Source organism: Pseudomonas sp. JZ134 (assembly GCF_051027695.1).
GTDB classification, from domain to species: Bacteria; Pseudomonadota; Gammaproteobacteria; order Pseudomonadales; family Pseudomonadaceae; genus Chryseomonas; species Chryseomonas luteola.
Map to the genome: position 1 here is coordinate 2,771,673 of NZ_CP069250.1, position 15,126 is coordinate 2,786,798.

At 52.9% G+C, this 15,126-nt stretch carries 15 protein-coding genes; 5 read left to right on the forward strand and 10 right to left on the reverse strand.

The annotated features are described in order from the left end of the window. Positions 1–3 precede the first annotated feature (3 nt). The 6 genes from lepB to rpoE all read right to left on the reverse strand — a co-directional run bounded on the left by lepB (position 4) and on the right by rpoE (position 6,592). Positions 4–858: a signal peptidase I gene (lepB, locus tag JQR86_RS12910; RefSeq protein ID WP_010797638.1), complete on the reverse strand. Its 855-nt coding sequence runs from the start codon at positions 856–858 to the stop codon at positions 4–6. Positions 859–862: 4 nt separating this feature from the next. Beyond that, positions 863–2,662, reverse strand: a complete 1,800-nt coding sequence (gene lepA / locus JQR86_RS12915; RefSeq protein WP_010797637.1) for a translation elongation factor 4 — start codon at positions 2,660–2,662, stop codon at positions 863–865. 140 nt (positions 2,663–2,802) lie between these two features. Then, positions 2,803–4,218, reverse strand: coding sequence for a DegQ family serine endoprotease (locus JQR86_RS12920; protein ID WP_019366536.1), 1,416 nt, complete (start codon positions 4,216–4,218; stop codon positions 2,803–2,805). A 207-nt stretch (positions 4,219–4,425) separates the two neighbouring features. After that, positions 4,426–5,358: a MucB/RseB C-terminal domain-containing protein gene (locus JQR86_RS12925; protein WP_434153675.1), complete on the reverse strand. Its 933-nt coding sequence runs from the start codon at positions 5,356–5,358 to the stop codon at positions 4,426–4,428. Between the two features lie 18 nt (positions 5,359–5,376). Next, on the reverse strand, positions 5,377–5,979 hold the full coding sequence (locus JQR86_RS12930) for a sigma-E factor negative regulatory protein (protein ID WP_434153676.1): 603 nt from the start codon (positions 5,977–5,979) through the stop codon (positions 5,377–5,379). Between the two features lie 31 nt (positions 5,980–6,010). Continuing rightward, positions 6,011–6,592 (reverse strand): RNA polymerase sigma factor RpoE, encoded by a 582-nt coding sequence (gene rpoE / locus JQR86_RS12935; protein WP_010797633.1) that lies wholly within the window; start codon positions 6,590–6,592, stop codon positions 6,011–6,013. A gap of 335 nt (positions 6,593–6,927) precedes the next feature. On the opposite strand from rpoE, the gene nadB reads away from it, so the two are divergent. After that, on the forward strand, positions 6,928–8,544 hold the full coding sequence (gene nadB, locus JQR86_RS12940; RefSeq protein ID WP_434153677.1) for an L-aspartate oxidase: 1,617 nt from the start codon (positions 6,928–6,930) through the stop codon (positions 8,542–8,544). Here nadB and JQR86_RS12945 read toward each other — a convergent pair. Beyond that, positions 8,507–8,959, reverse strand: coding sequence for a protein YgfX (locus tag JQR86_RS12945; RefSeq protein WP_407363063.1), 453 nt, complete (start codon positions 8,957–8,959; stop codon positions 8,507–8,509). The two genes, nadB and JQR86_RS12945, sit on opposite strands and share 38 nt — an antisense overlap. Then, complete coding sequence (locus JQR86_RS12950; protein ID WP_010797631.1) at positions 8,943–9,197, reverse strand: succinate dehydrogenase assembly factor 2; 255 nt, start codon at positions 9,195–9,197, stop codon at positions 8,943–8,945. Before JQR86_RS12950 ends, JQR86_RS12945 begins: the two co-directional genes overlap by 17 nt. A gap of 147 nt (positions 9,198–9,344) precedes the next feature. Between JQR86_RS12950 and JQR86_RS12955 the strand changes: the two genes are divergently transcribed. Continuing rightward, complete coding sequence (locus JQR86_RS12955; RefSeq protein ID WP_407363062.1) at positions 9,345–10,283, forward strand: YgfZ/GcvT domain-containing protein; 939 nt, start codon at positions 9,345–9,347, stop codon at positions 10,281–10,283. A 33-nt stretch (positions 10,284–10,316) separates the two neighbouring features. After that, positions 10,317–11,153: an HDOD domain-containing protein gene (locus JQR86_RS12960; protein WP_407363061.1), complete on the forward strand. Its 837-nt coding sequence runs from the start codon at positions 10,317–10,319 to the stop codon at positions 11,151–11,153. On the opposite strand, the gene JQR86_RS12965 is transcribed toward JQR86_RS12960, so the two are convergent. Next, positions 11,147–12,562 carry a sensor histidine kinase gene (locus tag JQR86_RS12965; protein ID WP_434154909.1) on the reverse strand — a complete coding sequence of 472 codons (1,416 nt, stop codon included), beginning with the start codon at positions 12,560–12,562 and terminating at the stop codon, positions 11,147–11,149. The two genes, JQR86_RS12960 and JQR86_RS12965, sit on opposite strands and share 7 nt — an antisense overlap. Before the next feature lie 55 nt (positions 12,563–12,617). Further along, positions 12,618–13,289: a response regulator gene (locus JQR86_RS12970; RefSeq protein ID WP_010797627.1), complete on the reverse strand. Its 672-nt coding sequence runs from the start codon at positions 13,287–13,289 to the stop codon at positions 12,618–12,620. 348 nt (positions 13,290–13,637) lie between these two features. Here JQR86_RS12970 and JQR86_RS12975 point away from each other — a divergent pair, with 348 nt between their 5' ends. Continuing rightward, complete coding sequence (locus JQR86_RS12975) at positions 13,638–14,621, forward strand: Bug family tripartite tricarboxylate transporter substrate binding protein (RefSeq protein WP_173869112.1); 984 nt, start codon at positions 13,638–13,640, stop codon at positions 14,619–14,621. A gap of 45 nt (positions 14,622–14,666) precedes the next feature. Then, a complete protein-coding gene (locus tag JQR86_RS12980; RefSeq protein WP_434153678.1) occupies positions 14,667–15,125 on the forward strand; it encodes a tripartite tricarboxylate transporter TctB family protein in 459 nt (152 codons plus the stop codon). Position 15,126 lies beyond the last annotated feature (1 nt).

A 15,126-nucleotide genomic window follows, 5' to 3' on the forward strand; every position in this document is an offset into this window, starting at 1 on the left:
TATTTAATGAATGATCCCTACACGGGAAAAGTTAGGTAAATTTTTGACCTTTGGGTCAGGCCAGCTCATCCAGACAGCAAAGGCTTTGCCAACAATATTTTTATCGGGAACCATGCCAAGCAATTCGTGTGGAATACCAGGGTCGCTCCAGTAACGACTGTCATTGGAGTTATCCCGGTTGTCCCCCATCATGAAATAATGACCAGCCGGTATAACCCATTGACTATCCGCCGGCAGGTTATAACGAGTCATCTCCTCACGAATGACATGCTCTACTTCGCCTAATTTCTCTTTGTATAGCTTTGCACTACCCAAAGAGCCAGGCTCCTCTCCGATCAGTTGCTTTGAGACCAATTGACCGTTCACAAAAAGCTGCTTCTCTGGAGTATAGCGAATGGTGTCGCCAGGCAAGCCTACAACACGCTTGATGTAATTAACGGAGGGGTCGCTGGGATAGCGAAATACCATGACATCACCACGTTGCGGGTCTCCAACCGGGATGATCTTAGTATCGATAACCGGCAAACGGATTCCATAGGCGAACTTGTTTACCAAGATGAAATCGCCCACTTCCAATGTGGGCTTCATTGAGCCCGAAGGAATCTGGAAAGGCTCCACCAGAAACGACCGCAGAACCAAAACGATGGCGAGTACAGGAAAGAATGACTTCCCATACTCGACCAAGAGTGGCTCCTTCCTCAAATTATCCAAAGCAACTGGATCGGGCTCGGTAACCTGCCCTTCGTATGTCGCAATTCTTGTACGCCGGCGTGGCGCCAGAAAGACCAAATCAAACAGTGCCAAACCGCCACACACTGCGACAGCGATAACCAAAAGCAAAGGAAAATTGAATGACATATTCTCAGCTATCCACTTTGAGTACAGCCAGGAAGGCTTCTTGTGGAATTTCCACACTCCCAACCTGCTTCATCCGCTTCTTACCCGCTTTCTGCTTCTCCAGCAGCTTGCGCTTACGGGATACGTCTCCACCGTAACACTTGGCCAATACGTTCTTACGTAATGCCTTTACGGTTGTCCGCGCTACGATCTGCCCACCAATAGCTGCCTGGATCGCCACATCAAACATCTGACGTGGAATCAGCTCCTTCATTTTCTCTGTCAGAGCTCGACCTTTGTGGTGAGCCTTGTCTCGGTGAACGATCAATGCCAGCGCATCGACTTTCTCACCATTGATAAGGACATCAAGCTTGACCAGATTAGAAGCTTCGAAGCGATCAAAACTGTAATCCAGCGAAGCATACCCACGACTAACGGACTTGAGTCGATCGAAAAAGTCCAGAACAACTTCATTCATAGGCAGATCATAACTAACCTGAACCTGGCTGCTGAGGAACTGCATGTCCCGCTGCACACCACGCTTCTCAATACATAGGGTTATGACGTTACCCAAGTGCTCTTGAGGCACAAGAATATTGGCCCGCACGATCGGTTCGCGCATTTCTGCAATCGATGCAAGATCAGGCAGCTTTGAGGGGTTGTCTACGTATACGATTTCGCCATTCTTATGCACGACTTCAAACACTACAGTCGGTGCAGTCGTGATCAGATCCAGATCGTATTCGCGCTCCAAACGCTCCTGGATAATCTCCATATGGAGCATACCGAGGAAACCGCAGCGAAAGCCAAAGCCCAGTGCCTCTGAACTTTCAGGCTCGTACTGCAAAGACGCATCGTTCAAGGTCAGCTTCTGCAGCGCTTCGCGGAAGTCTTCAAAATCATCCGAGCTGACCGGAAAGAGGCCTGCATAGACCTGAGGTTTGACCTTTTGGAAGCCCGGCAGCATGGCTACGTCTGGCGTGCTGGAAAGCGTCAGCGTATCACCTACTGGCGCCCCCAGGATCTCCTTGATACCAGCGATAATGAAGCCTACCTCACCGGCCTTAAGATCCTGCATTTCGGTATGCTTAGGCGTAAAGACGCCAACACTATCCACCTGATGTACTTTGCCGGTGGACTTCACCAGAATCTTGTCGCCTTTTTTCACACGTCCATGCTTGACGCGTACCAAGGACACAACACCTAGATAATTGTCGAACCAGGAATCAATGATCAATGCTTGTAGAGGCGCCTCGATATTGCCTTCAGGAGCAGGGATTACCTTGACCAGTCGCTCCAGGACATCGACAACACCCATGCCACTCTTGGCTGAGCAGGGAACCGCGTCAGTGGCATCGATACCAATGATGTGCTCAATCTCTGCCTTAACGCGCTCTGGCTCGGACTGAGGCAGGTCCATCTTGTTGAGCACAGGCATGACTTCAAGACCTTGCTCAATCGCTGTATAGCAGTTGGCTACGGACTGAGCCTCAACGCCCTGAGCAGCATCAACAACGAGCAAAGCGCCCTCACAGGCAGCCAGAGAGCGGCTTACTTCATAGGTGAAGTCAACATGCCCAGGGGTATCGATAAAGTTGAGCTGGTACGTTTTACCATCCTGCGCTTTGTAGTGCAGCGTCACGCTGTGGGCTTTAATGGTAATTCCGCGCTCGCGCTCGAGGTCCATGGAGTCCAGCACCTGGGCTTCCATTTCGCGGTCGGACAGGCCGCCACACATTTGAATAAAGCGGTCGGCTAGCGTCGACTTGCCATGGTCAATGTGGGCAATGATGGAAAAGTTACGGATATGACTTAGGTCACTCACGGATCAACACTCGAAAGGCCAGCAGCGGAATGCCCGCTGGAAAAAATAGCCTGGGAGTTTACCCGATACTATGGAAACCCGTCACGCACGGACTTACATAAGGTAAAAAGGCGAGGTGTTTCCACCTCGCCTCATTGGCCTTACTTGGGCAGCCTGAAAGTAATAAAGCTGGCTCGTCCATCACGCATGACGCGCATGGAAATGGACTTGTCGGCAGGAAGCTTCTTCATTGTGTCCTGGAATTGGCGCGCCGAGGAAACCGGCTGATTATTCAAATGAGTAATTACATCGCCCGGACGCAAGCCAATCATGGCAGCCGGTCCGTCCGTTACCTGCTTGATTACCACGCCACTTTGCAACTGAAGGCTTTTCTTCTGCTCATCAGTCAGATCCGCAACAGCAATCCCCATTCGATTACTGCTACGCTCAGCGCCGGGCTGACCTGAGGCAGCAATAGAATCATCATCGGGCATATCACCGACCTTAACGGATACGGTCTTGCGTGCGCCTTCACGCACAATATTCATTTCCGCGGTGGCATCAGGCTTCAGGTTACCGATCAGATGAGGCAGATCTGCTGACTCAACAATCTGTTGCCCGTTAACCGACAGGATGACATCTCCCACTTTCAAGCCACTCTTGGCTGCAGGTCCGTTTTCCAAAACCTGAGCGATCAAAGCGCCGGCTGGCTTCTCCAAGCCAAAGGACTCTGCCAGGTCTTTGTCTACTTCTTGAATGACAACTCCCAACCAACCGCGTGTCACCTTACCCTCGGTACGCAACTGATTGGCCACATTCATAGCGACATCGATCGGGATAGCAAAGGAAAGCCCCATAAAGCCGCCCGAACGCGTAAATATCTGAGAGTTGATGCCTACCACTTCCCCGCTCAGATTGAACAGCGGGCCACCAGAATTGCCAGGATTGATCGCAACATCCGTCTGGATGAATGGAACATAGTTCTCGTTTGGCAAGCTACGCCCCTTGGCGCTTACGATACCGGCTGTCACGGAGTGGTCGAACCCGAAGGGCGAACCAATAGCCAGCACCCACTCACCGACCTTGAGCTTGTCAGAATTACCTAACTTAACGGTCGGAAGATTCTTGGCGTCAATCTTGAGGAGCGCCACGTCTGTACGCGGATCAGCACCAATTAATTTGGCAGTATGATCGCTTCTGTCAGAAAGGCGCACGATGATTTCGTCCGCATCGGCTACCACATGGTTGTTGGTCAGGACATAACCATCAGCCGAGATAATAAAACCGGACCCCAACGACTGGGCTTCTCGCCGACGACTGTCCGGCCCTTGCGGCATTTGAGGAATGCTTCGCTCGAAGAATTCACGAATACCTGGCGGCAGCCCTTCGAGATCAGGCATGGACATGGCACCGCCACGGCTAGCCGGCAGGTTTTGGCGAGTACTGATATTAACAACGGCAGGGCTTGCCGACTCTACCAGCGGAGTAAAGTCTGGAAGATCCGCATGGGCCAATAGCGATACGCCTAGCGCCCATGTTGCCATCAAGGCTGCCAGGTAATGTTTAAACATTCGCATGAAATACAGCTCCCGTTCTTGCAGGGGACAGACAGTGCTAACAGTTAGATTTTACCAAGCGATGGTGCAGTACCCACCGCATCACTACTTCAGGCAGCAGACGAACCGCCTTAAAAGAGTCACCTGACGAAATACCATAGAAAAGCTGAATGTTTCCTGATACTCCCTATGAGTATCAGGAAACATGTACTTATTAGCGGCACAGACTTAGTCGGGCCGTACGGATAACGCTATGCGCTCGGCCGTACCGGCAGGAACTTCGCCTACAACAGTAATCAACACATCCTTGTCAGATGGATTGATGCGCTTGGATACGACACTGGTAGGACCAAACTGGTTTCGACTATCGGTCATCGCTGTATGACTATCAGAGTCAACAAATACAGAAAAATTACTCAGACCATCGCTGTATAGAAGGTACTGTACAGGTCGTCCGTCCCCACCTGCCTGCCAGCTCTTCAATGATCGTACCTGCTCGAAGCCGGAGGGAAGCCAGGAAGCCGCCCATGTAGCTTGGTCTGCATGGCTCGCCTCTTCCGCTTCTGCGCTAGGAGCACAGTCACCTTTAGGATCAAGCTCAGCTGTACTTGGCGCAAGCGACGAGTAAGTAATGAACTGAAGTCTTTCCAGTGCATTACCCTTTTGATCGAATGTGGTGGATTTGAGGACCTGTCCAGTCGACTTGCTTAGTTGCATTTCATAAGCGTATCGATAGGAATCTTTAGGAATAAACGCTATGACATCCGTGGGATTGTCTGCAACGCGCGACTCTCCGAGATGCTTGAGGGTATAGCCTTTATCGATTTGATCAGGCCTCAATTTGGGAGCAAGGCTTTTTGCCACATCAACCTGATCATCTGCTGAAGTACTGCAGACAATGCGATTATTATCACGCACTACTTCATAAGGAATGCCATCAAGCCGGTAGAGACGCTCTTTAACATCCCCATTGGAATCGACTTTTCTGGCGATATGATGTGAAGTTAGATTCCCATTGCTCTCGTAGATAAAAGAACCTTGGGAATTAACCTTGTCACTGGTTGATAGCTTGTTCAACCAATCCGTTGACTCGGCGGCTTGTACTGATTGAGTTATCAGTAACAAACCGCCTATTCCATATATAACTGGAGCAAACCGCATGCTCTTCCTTATCAGGGATTAACGAGTTTCTGCGTTAGCACCACGTGCATAAGGAAGCGCGGAACCTTCAACACTGTTGAAAGTAGCCTGCTGTGCATGCTGACGAATGTAGCCAGGCAGCTGTGGGTTGGCCACTGCTGACGGATTAGCCGCCTTGGACTCAGAGCTCTGAGCACTTTCTTCGCTGTAATTAGCCAATACAGCAGGACTCTGTACCTGCGGTACGCTGATAGGTGCTGGAGCCTGTTGGGCCATCTGTTCAGAGACGCCTTCCTGGTTATACAGCCGCACACCTGCCAACACAGCCACTGTTACAGAAGCCGCGACTGCCACTCGACTGATCGCACTCCACCGGCCTGCCTTGGGCTTAGCCACTGCAGCAGGTGTAGTCACCACAGGCGCCTCTTCGTTAGCCAGCGCAGCCGATACTGCAGATGCGATATCAAGCTTTGGCATGATAGGTTCGTTGCGAATGACTGCACGAGCCATTGCATAACGGGACCAAGTAGCACGGAGTTCAGCGTCCTCGCTTGTCGCCGCGAGTACACGTCTGACTTCCAGTTCGTCCGCTTCGTTATCCATAACAGCGGACAGTGATTCCAGCAGAGCTTCACGATTCATATCAACCTCTCTCATAGCTGTCGCCGCTGTCTCATGCTTCCCGCAACAAAGGTTGCAGGGCTTTATCGATGGCTTCCCGCGCACGGAATATGCGCGAGCGTACTGTACCTACTGGACACTGCATCACATTTGCAATGTCCTCGTAACTAAGACCTTCAAATTCACGCAAAGTTAGCGCGGTTCTTAAATCTTCTGGCAATTGCTGAATGGTGCGATGAACGGTACTTTCAATTTCGTCCCGCAACAACGAACGCTCAGGCGACTCAATATCCTTTAAGGCATGATCACCTTCATAGAACTCAGCATCTTCTGCGCTTACGTCACTGTCCGGTGGACGACGACCACGAGCAACCAGATGATTTTTTGCTGTGTTTATCGCAATGCGATATAGCCAGGTATAGAACGCACTATCACCACGAAAATTCCCTAGCGCGCGATAGGCTTTGATGAAAGCTTCTTGCGCTACGTCTTGCGCTTCCTGGGTGTCGTGCACGAAGCGCACAATCAACCCTAAAATCTTGTGCTGGTATTTCAGCACCAGGAGATCAAATGCACGCTTATCGCCTCGCTGCACGCGCTCGACAAGCTGCTGATCCTGTTCCTGGGTTTGCATGGGAGCTCCTTGTTGATTCCGAAGGAGACCCGCTTCACCCTTCTCATCCTGTTGTTTGGATAGACCAGGGTGCTGCGTAAAAGTTCTCCCCACGGCAGATATCGGGCGAACCTTGTCTTCGATTCGCTGATCGGTAAGCCGGTCTTCCGCCGACATCCGCTGATAGCTATTAGCAGTCATTCCACTATTCATTCTCTCGGCCACTTTTTACTGTCCGTGTGGAAAATTATCCTCACATGGACGGCTCCGGGCCCTATAAAGTTCCTTCCTCCATAGAATGACATCGCCATTACGCTAGTTAATCGTATAGCTAAACCAACAAAAAGAGACGATATATGGGCCAACACATCGATCATGATGTTCTGATCATCGGCAGCGGCGCTGCTGGCCTCACCCTGGCACTAACCTTACCCTCGCACCTTCGGATCGCAGTTCTCAGCAAAGGCAACCTTTCCAATGGTTCAACCTACTGGGCACAGGGTGGTGTAGCCGCTGTGCTGGATGAGGACGACACCATAGACTCCCACGTCAAGGATACATTGATAGCGGGTGCTGGATTATGCAACGAACAGGCTGTTCGTTTCACGGTGGAAAGAAGCCGTGAGGCCATGGAATGGCTAATCGACTTAGGCGTTCCTTTTACTCGAAGCGAAGGAGACGCACAGAAAAGGTTTCCTCTTCATCTGACCCGTGAAGGTGGCCACAGCCATAGGCGGATCATCCACGCTGCCGACGCAACTGGCGCTGCAATATTCGATACTCTACTGGCTGCCGCTAAGGAACGGCCTAATATTCATCTGCTTTCACAACAGGTTGCGGTCGATCTGATTACAGGCATCAAGATCGGACTAAAAAACAACCGCTGCCTAGGTGCATACGTACTTGACCGAAACACCGGTGAAGTTGATACATACGGTGCACGCTTCACAGTCTTAGCGACCGGTGGAGCAAGCAAGGTGTACCTCTACAGCAGCAACCAAGAAAGCGCCTGCGGTGACGGCATTGCCATGGCATGGCGAGCCGGCTGCCGTATAAGCAATATGGAATTCAATCAATTCCACCCTACTTGCCTTTATCATCCGCAGGCCCGCAACTTTTTGATTACGGAAGCATTGCGAGGCGAAGGGGCTCTTCTGAAGCTGCCAAACGGTGAGCGGTTCATGCCGCGCTTTGACGAGAGAGCCGAACTGGCGCCACGCGATATCGTAGCCCGGGCGATCGACCATGAGATGAAGCGACTTGGCATTCCTTATGTCCATCTCGATATTAGCCATAAGCCGGCCGACTTCATTACTGCACACTTTCCTACGGTCTATGAGCGATGCCTGAGCCTGGGCTTCGATATTCGCCACGAGCCAATCCCTGTCGTACCGGCTGCTCACTATACCTGCGGCGGGGTATGCGTAGATGAAAACGGAAGTACTGACCTGCCGGGGCTCTATGCCGTCGGAGAAACCAGTTTTACGGGATTGCATGGTGCCAATCGAATGGCCAGCAACTCACTACTCGAATGCTTCGTTTATGCGCGCTCGGCGGCCAGGCATATCGAGAGTCAGCTCGACAAGACACAGCACCTTCCCCACCTTCCCAACTGGGATGCCAGCCAGGTAACCGATTCGGATGAGGATGTCATTATTACGCACAACTGGAAGGAGCTGCGCCGCTTCATGTGGAACTATGTAGGTATCGTCCGAACCGACAAGCGATTGCAACGCGCCTACAACCGCATACAGCTTTTAATGAAAGAAATAGATGACTTCTACAGCAATTACAAAGTAAGCCGTGATCTGATTGAGCTTAGAAATCTTGCCCAAGTAGCAGAGTTGATTGTCCGCTCCGCCATGGCGCGCAAGGAAAGCCGTGGCCTGCACTACACACTGGATTATCCCAGGCCGTGCAATCAGGTACAGGATACTATTCTGGTGCCGCCCAACGTCGCTGCGCAAACCTGAGCCTGACCCGCAAACGCCGGTGAGCATCCGGCGTCATGGCATCAGACGGGATACAAACTGCCCGGGTCCACTTTTCATCTACACGCCGATATCGCAACACGATAATAAGCGGCAGCGCCATGCTATCCCGGCATAGCTGAACAGGGTGCCACCCCTGCCCTGGAGACCAGAGTTGCCATCCGCTCTCATCATGTTTCAGGCGGCGCGGCTCATTTGGCCGATGCAACAATATGGCGCCCGGAATTACCCAGGCAGCATGGGCGACACACATGAGAGCGCCCATGATGGCCGCCCATGTCGGAATGTTGGCCATAAATAACGAGGCGAAGGCCAACAGCAAGGTCGCACAATAGACACAAAATAATTGTCGAGAGTGCTGCCAGTGGCATTCAAACGGCTCAATCCGGTTGGACACGATCCAGAATCATCCGAACGATATACTTTAGGTCTGGATCTTCAGGCTCGCCCCGCTGCATAAACCAGACGAACATGTCCTGATCTTCACAGTCGAGGAGTTTTTTGTAGCGGTCTTGATCCTGCTGGCTCAGTGAAGGGTAAACTTCCTGAACGAAAGGTACCAGCAACACGTCCAGTTCAAGCATGCCGCGACGGCTGTGCCAGAAAAGTCGCTTGAGTTCGGTTTCGTCTGTCATGGTGGCTCCTCAAAGTTGGGCGCATTATAGGCGAGTTCATCAGATTGCTCAGCTCTACCTGCAGGAAGGCATCTTGTTGTTATCGCAACTGACAAGAACACGCCTGCGTTCTATGATGAGCGTTCATTCTCTTGCCGTTGATGCTCTATGGCTGACTCCTTATATTTTTGCGCACTGTCTCATGAAGGCATCCTGGCGATTCGCGGAGCGGACGCGGGAAAATTCCTGCAAGGCCAAGTGACTTGCAACATCAATTATCTCAATGCAGAAACATCCAGCCTGGGTGCTCGCTGTACGCCTAAGGGAAGAATGGTTTCGAGCTTTCGCATCGTGCAAATCCAGGAAGGATACCTGCTGGCGATGGCGAAGGAATTAGTAGAGCCGCAGTTGACGGACCTAAAGAAATACGCAGTGTTTTCCAAGTCGACGCTGGCAGACGAAAGTGCTGAATGGGTGCGATTCGGCGCCAGCGTTGAGACAGCGCAGAAAGCACTGCCGTCATTAACTCTTCCCGAACAGGTTAATGGTGTTGCTCATTTTAACGGCATGCTGGCGATACGTCTGAGTAGACAGCGTATCGAAATCTGGACTCCTAGCGCGCTTGCAGAGTCCTTCCATCAGCAATTAAGCAGCATAGCGCCTGAGGTCGCCCTAGAGCACTGGCTGCTGGGCCAGATACGCGAGGGAATCGGACAGGTGTTCGGCCCCACCCGCGAGCTGTTCATTCCTCAAATGATCAACCTGCAGGCCGTGGATGGCGTCAGCTTCAAGAAAGGCTGCTATACCGGTCAGGAAATCGTCGCACGCATGCAATACCTTGGGCGACTGAAGCGCCGACTCTATCGCCTAAAGGTAGACGCTGATACACCAGCGCCTGGCACCGAGCTGTTTTCTCCGGTGCATAATAGCAGCGTGGGAGAAGTGGTATTGGCTGCGCGGGATGACGGTAGAACAGAGTTTCTGGCTGTTTTACAAATCGATGCGAAAGAGGATGGCCGCATTCATCTCGCATCTAACGAGGGCCCCGTGTGCGAGCTCTTGGATCTGCCTTATGTAATCGATACGGATCGCGAAATTCAACGCTGACGTATCAGACGAATGCTTTTCGAGGGATAAAGAATGATCATGCTTGCCGAACAGGTAGCTCAAGAGCTCAACGAGGCCATTGAAAACGATCAGCTGGTTCTGCCAACGTTACCTGAAGTGGCCCTGCGTGTTCGCGAGGCCGCCGAGGATCCGGATGTCACAAGCGCTGACATGGGCAAGCTCATCGGCAACGATACGGCATTGACGGCGCGAATCATTAAGGTAGTAAACAGTCCGCTGCTCAGAATTAGCAACGAGATCACGGATCTTCACACCGCTATCAATCGGCTAGGTATCAACTACACCTGCAATCTTGCAATCGGACTTGCAATGGAGCAGATGTTCCAAGCTACTACCGACGCGGTTGATCATAAGATGCGTGAGGTATGGGCTAAAAGTACGGAAATCGCGGGTATCAGCTATGTTCTGTGCAAGCACTTCACTCGCCTTTCTCCCGATCAGGCTGCACTGGCGGGCCTGGTGCATCAGATCGGTGTGCTACCCATCCTGACGTATGCCGAAGAACACAGTTCACTGCTGGCCAACTCGCTGACACTGGATCGTGTAATCGAGGAAATCCATCCCAAGATAGGAAAGCGGATTCTGAAAGCCTGGGATTTCCAGGAGCCCATTGTCAACGTGCCTCAGGATTATCTGCACTTCGAGCGCAATACGCCCAAGGTGGATTACGCCGACATTGTTCAGGTTGCTTACCTGCAGAGCCTTAGCGGCACGGAGCACCCCTTGACTAAAATGGACTGGACGCCTATTGCTTCCTTTAGAAAGCTGGGGCTGGATCCTTCTACCGACATCAAGGCCGATGAGGATCTAGGGGAAGCACTGGAACAGTCCAAGCACTTCCTTCAATAGGCCGTCCAATCGATATTGGGGATCACGCGCTCGTCAGGGAATACAACCCTTACACGCAGCCCTCCCGCCGCGCCATCATGCAAGGTTATAGCAGCCTGATGAGCGCGGCAGATCTCTCCCACGATAGCCAATCCCAACCCGGCACCGCCCCGCTGAGGATCCAGCCGGTGGAATCGCTCGAAAACGTGCGCTCGCGCATCGGCAGGAATACCCGGGCCATCATCCTCGACCTCAAGAATACAGGGTGTGAGCACCCGGATTATGACCGTACCATTTTCAGGCGTGTGAGCCAGTGCGTTATCAATAAGGTTGGATAACAACTCATTGAGTAAGGTCGGCTCGCCCTTTACCCATACCTCAGCTTCCGCTTCCAGCTCCAGCGAGACACCTCGCTTATAGGCCAACGGCGCAAGCGCAAGACCAAGATCTCTGGCCAAGGCTCCCAATTCGATGCGCTCTGCTCCACCTTCGGCAATGGCCTGTGCCCCGCTTTCGATCCTTGCCAGGGACAGGAGCTGATTGGCGAGATGAGCCAAACGGTCTGTATTGCGCTGGGCATCAAGCAGGGTTGCATGCCATTGCTGCGGGCTCTGCTCACGAACACCCAGCTCAAGACGAGCCTTTAGCGCGGCCAGTGGTGTACGTAATTCATGGGCGGCGTCGGCAATGAACTGAGCCTGACGCTCGAAGAGCCCTCTCAGCCTGACCGTAAACTGGTTCAATGCGCTTACCAAGGGAAACAGCTCCCGCTGAATCACCACCCTAGGCAGTGGACGCAAATCGTCCGCCTGACGCTCCTCAACCGCAGCCCTTAATCGCTCAAGCGGCTGAAGCGCTACGCTTACAACCCACCAAACCAGCAGCAAAGCTCCCACGGAAAGAAGGCAGAGCCGCAACAAGGTATCAACCAGCAGGCTACGCGCCATGTTTTCACGAGCCTGCTCTGTCTCCGCTACCCGTATTTCAGCCATGCCGTTCATGTTGGTTTCACTGACCGGCTGCATCAAACTGACAACTCGTACACCTTGCCCCCGGTACTGTCCGTCATAGAAGCGCGCCAAGGCAGGATAGTCCTGAGTCAGCGGCGTACCCGGAGGCGGTGGCGGAAGATTTTCGTACCCGGAGGTCAGATGCCCTTCAATGTCGAGCACCTGATAATAGATTCGGCCGGCACTGTCATAAGCAAAGGTATCCAGCGCGACATAGGGCACATCGGCCCTCAGGGTACCGTCCTCTGCGGACAGTCCGGCTGCGATGGTTCGGGCTGATGCTAAAAGCGTCCTGTCATAGGCGGTGTCGGCAACCTGGCGACCATTGATATAGGCGCTAAGGCTGCTCACGATCAATAACAAGGCCAGCAAAACAGCCAGACGACCAAGCAATCGACCCCGCAGACTGCCCTCGATGATAACGCTGCTATTGGCTTCAGAGATCTCCGGGCTTACCCGCACGCCTTCCCTGCGCTCAAGCACCTGAAAACTCCAGCAAGTAGCCCAGCCCTCTAAAGGTCACGATACGAACAGCACTGGCCTCAAGCTTCTTGCGCAAACGATGTATGTAGATTTCGATGGCTTCAGGGCTGGCTTCTTCATCTAGACCAAAGACCTGGGAAGCCAGTTGCTCCTTACTCATCACCCGACCGGGGCGGGCAATCAGAATGCCAAGCACTGCCTGCTCACGCGAGGTCAGGGTCAAGGGTTCATTATCAAGCGTGAAGCGTCGGGTGTTGAGGTCATAGACGAGCGGGCCGCAGCGCTGTTGGCGCTCGCCGCCCAACACACTGCGTCGAAGCAGTGCCTTGACTCGAGCTTCGAGCTCGGTAAGTTCGAAGGGTTTAGCCAGGTAATCGTCAGCCCCTAGGTTAAGCCCCTGAACCCGATCCTTCACTTCCCCGCGCGCCGTCAGCATCAATACCGGCAAACGGTTACCCCGCTCACGAAGACGGGCCAGGATTTCGAAGCCATCCATTCGCGGCAACCCAACATCCAGAATGGCCAATGCGTATTCCTCACTTGCCAGTGCCAGGTCAGCAGCGACACCGTCATTGATGACGTCGACAGTCCAACCTTCTCCCTTCAGCGCCTGCGCCACACTTTCAGCCAGTGACAGATGATCTTCGACGAGCAAGATACGCACTCGATTCTCCGAAATCGTGTTAGATCGTCTCAGTGTACCCAGAGCGACTGATAAATGGTCTAGATCCTTTCAGATTGAAAGCTTCGTGAAAGCTTGTGCCACTACGATCAGGTTAATAAGCCTTATACGCACCAAAGGCCCTACAAAAACAACAATACGGAATCCCATCATGCAGAATCGTCGCGTACTCGCCTCGTCGGAAACTCTTCCACCCTACCCTACTTACGCACTTCGCCAGCCGCCAGGCTCGCTACCTGTTTACGTATCAGTTTTCAACTGACGCAAGATTGCTTCAGCAATGGAATCACACTGCTCTGTTGCCGTTCCGCACTATAAAAACAAAAGGAGATAACCATGGCCCTATCCCTACGCCCCCTGGCAATCGCTGCTGTTGCAGCAATGCTCTCCACACAGCTGCAAGCTGAACCCAAACGCCCTGAATGTATTGCACCAGCCTCTCCAGGCGGTGGTTTCGACCTGACCTGCAAACTTGCCCAGAGCGCGCTGGTAAACGCCAAGCTGCTAGAAAAACCTATGCGGGTTACCTACATGCCAGGAGGTGTAGGCGCAGTGGCTTACAATACTGTCGTGGCACAACGCCCCAAGGAAGGTGGAACAATCGTTGCGTTTTCAAGCGGCTCCCTGCTCAACCTGGCGCAGGGCAAGTTTGGCCGCTTCGATGAAAAGGCCGTTAAATGGCTGGCAGCGGTAGGAACCAGTTACGGTGCTATTGCCGTAAAGAATGATTCCCCCTACAAGACCCTTGGCGATCTGGTCGAAGCGCTTAAAAAGGATCCAGGCAAAGTGGTCATTGGCTCTGGCGGAACCGTCGGTAGCCAGGACTGGATGCAGACCGCCCTCGTTGCCAAGGCCGCGGGTATCAATCCGCGTGACCTCCGCTATGTCTCACTGGAAGGCGGTGGCGAGATCGCAACGGCTCTGCTGGGTGGGCATATTCAAGTAGGCAGTACGGATATTTCTGACTCCATGCCTCACATCGAGAGCGGTGATATGAGAATCCTGGCGGTTTTTTCCGAAAACCGTTTGGATGAGCCTGCCATGGCCAACATCCCCACCGCTCGCGAGCAGGGGTACGACATCGTATGGCCTGTAGTGCGCGGCTATTACCTCGGCCCGAAAGTCAGTGATGAAGACTACAACTGGTGGAAAGCCTCCTTCGACAAACTGCTGGCTTCGGATGACTTTGCCAAACTACGCGACCAGCGTGAGCTTTTCCCATTTGCCATGACTGGCAGTGAGCTGGATGCCTATGTACAGAAGGAAGTTGCCAAGTACCGGGGCATGGCCAAAGAGTTTGGCCTGATCCAATAACGCTACCTGACGCTCCGCGCAGGCGGAGCGTCCGAGGGAAATGCCATGCTTTTTCAACGTCTCTTTCTGGGCGCCTGGCTAATTGCCGGCTTGGTCATGATGTACCTTGCCCTGGATTATCAGGCACCGTTCTCTTACGAGCCGGTCGGCCCCCGCGCCTACCCCATGTTGATGCTGGGACTGATGTCAGCAGGGCTGGCTTACCTTCTGGTCAAGCCTACGCCAATTGATCACGCCCATGACGAACAACCCATGGATGCACCGACTGCGCGCAAGGTAGTCAGCTGCGTTCTGCTGCTACTGGCTTACGCCCTGCTGTTCGAGCCATTCGGCTTTGTTCCCAGCAGCATCGTTGCAGGCTTTCTGTTTGCTCGACTCTATGGCGGGCGCTGGTTGCCCAGCCTCGTGACCAGCATTGTCATGTCCATCTGCCTATACATCCTGTTCGATCGCATTCTGGACGTTCCACTGCCCTTGGGCATCCTAGACGGCCTGGAGATCTAAG

Bases quoted from the DNA above. Each gene is read 5' to 3' on its own strand.
- lepB (WP_010797638.1), bottom strand. From the start codon at position 858: ATGTCATTCAATTTTCCTTTGCTTTTGGTTATCGCTGTCGCAGTGTGT.
- JQR86_RS12960 (WP_407363061.1), top strand. From the start codon at position 10,317: ATGATCATGCTTGCCGAACAGGTAGCTCAAGAGCTCAACGAGGCCATT.
- JQR86_RS12980 (WP_434153678.1), top strand. From the start codon at position 14,667: ATGCTTTTTCAACGTCTCTTTCTGGGCGCCTGGCTAATTGCCGGCTTG.
- JQR86_RS12950 (WP_010797631.1), bottom strand. From the start codon at position 9,197: ATGACAGACGAAACCGAACTCAAGCGACTTTTCTGGCACAGCCGTCGC.
- JQR86_RS12920 (WP_019366536.1), bottom strand. From the start codon at position 4,218: ATGCGAATGTTTAAACATTACCTGGCAGCCTTGATGGCAACATGGGCG.
- JQR86_RS12925 (WP_434153675.1), bottom strand. From the start codon at position 5,358: ATGCGGTTTGCTCCAGTTATATATGGAATAGGCGGTTTGTTACTGATA.
- JQR86_RS12955 (WP_407363062.1), top strand. From the start codon at position 9,345: ATGGCTGACTCCTTATATTTTTGCGCACTGTCTCATGAAGGCATCCTG.
- nadB (WP_434153677.1), top strand. From the start codon at position 6,928: ATGGGCCAACACATCGATCATGATGTTCTGATCATCGGCAGCGGCGCT.
- rpoE (WP_010797633.1), bottom strand. From the start codon at position 6,592: ATGCAAACCCAGGAACAGGATCAGCAGCTTGTCGAGCGCGTGCAGCGA.
- JQR86_RS12930 (WP_434153676.1), bottom strand. From the start codon at position 5,979: ATGAATCGTGAAGCTCTGCTGGAATCACTGTCCGCTGTTATGGATAAC.